This window comes from Moorena sp. SIO4A1, from assembly GCF_010672065.1.
Classification (GTDB): Bacteria; Cyanobacteriota; Cyanobacteriia; order Cyanobacteriales; family Coleofasciculaceae; genus Moorena.
The window spans coordinates 1-1455 of record NZ_JAAHHX010000709.1 but is presented as its reverse complement, the minus strand read 5'-3'; the positions used below and the strand labels follow the sequence as shown (position 1 = coordinate 1455).

Below are 1455 nucleotides of genomic sequence, written 5' to 3'. Positions count from 1 at the left end.
TTAACATCCTGACCTTCATAACTGATCAGGCTACGAATATACTCTACTTTCCCGTAGAAAATCTCATCCTCATCATTATAATTGACCGAGCCAAGGTATTCCTTGTATTTCATAAAGTTATTCATACAGCGTATTTCATCAAGTTATTCATACAGCATTTTTATTTAAGATGATAGATTTTGTAGGGTGGGCAAATAGGCATCATCGCTGATGAAATCATCAAATGCTAAAAATTTGCCCACCCTACCACTCTACCCGTAGGTGGCATAATAATTAATTCTCCTCTAGCTGTACGCTCGAATCTCAAGTCACGGTTAGTTTGACAAAGCTGAAAAAATTGCTCGTCAGTTAAGTCAATAGTTAATTCGAGGGTAGCCGGTAAACTGACGGTATTAGGGGTCATATTATCAGTTTAGATAGCAGCAATAGTTGTCTTAATTATAGTATTATATAGCGTTGTTTTTTGAGTTATGAACATAGGATTGATGCTAAAAGGGAACAGGGAACAGTAGGAAAGAGCTCCGAAGAGTTTTTGATGTTAGGAGAAATCAGCTCTTGTCGGGTGTGTTAATGAAGTGTAACGCACCGGTGAATGTCCGCGCGTGGGTACGCGAATATTGTAGGTTGGGTTGAGGCAACAAAACCCAACAAATCGAGATATGACACAATAAAGGTAGTGAAGTCGAGGATAACCCGTTGAGTACTCTAGATCAAGTTTTAGAGGAAGCCATGACCCTTCCTGTAGAACAGCAAGAAATGCTAATCCAAATTATTAAAAGCCGAATGGTTGAACAAAGACGACAGGAAATTGCGTTGGATGCAGAGGTTTCCTTTGCCGAATTCCAAGCAGGTAAGCTAAAAATCCAAACAGCTACTGAAGCAATAGAAGAATTGCGAGAATGCTTCAATCATTCCAGTTTGACTGATGTATAAACTAGTTATTAGTAGCCAATTTAAACGGTCACTGCGAAAATTTGCTCGTCGCCATGTTAACTTACAGTCGCTACTATGCGATCGCGCACTTCCTATTATCGGTACTCTAGGGATAAAGACAATCCCCCTGGTCAAGGTTTGATCGATCTTGCAGAAACCATTGCTCAATTGCAACAAACTAACCTTCAGTACGCCCATCGTATAATTCAAGTGCGATCGCCTGATCTGGTAGGGTGGGCAAATCGGCATCATACCTGACGACATGATCAAATTCTCAAAATTTGCCCACCCTACCCCTACTGTTGCTAGCTTCCCGACTCCCGACTCCCGATTCCCGATTCCCGATTCCCGACTCCCGACTCCCGATTCCCTAAATTGAGAACTGCTGTAGTATTGTACTATTCTTGATTTCAACATCAAACGTGAGAGTTTTACTCCTGTCTCCTCTGTTCACCAAATCCTATTGGTCTTTTGATAAAGCCATAGAACTGATCGGCTGCAAAGTCGCTCAACCCCCGATGG

Annotated in this window: 2 protein-coding genes and 1 pseudogene; 2 read left to right on the top strand and 1 reads right to left on the bottom strand. The window is 41.6% G+C overall.

Annotated features, from left to right (window positions below; all coding sequences use genetic code 11):
- Positions 1-253 precede the first annotated feature (253 nt).
- Positions 254-403: pseudogene (locus F6K53_RS42170) on the bottom strand (Uma2 family endonuclease); the annotation flags it as partial.
- A gap of 293 nt (positions 404-696) precedes the next feature.
- Here F6K53_RS42170 and F6K53_RS42165 point away from each other — a divergent pair.
- Both F6K53_RS42165 and F6K53_RS42160 read left to right on the top strand, forming a co-directional pair.
- On the top strand, positions 697-933 hold the full coding sequence (locus tag F6K53_RS42165; RefSeq protein WP_293065594.1) for a hypothetical protein: 237 nt from the start codon (positions 697-699) through the stop codon (positions 931-933).
- A 75-nt stretch (positions 934-1008) separates the two neighbouring features.
- Positions 1009-1191, top strand: coding sequence for a hypothetical protein (locus F6K53_RS42160; protein ID WP_293065591.1), 183 nt, complete (start codon positions 1009-1011; stop codon positions 1189-1191).
- Positions 1192-1455: the final 264 nt, after the last annotated feature.

What these genes read in the sequence shown, in the direction of transcription:
- F6K53_RS42160 (WP_293065591.1), top strand. Translation starts at nt 1,009, where the DNA reads ATGCGATCGCGCACTTCCTATTATCGGTACTCTAGGGATAAAGACAAT.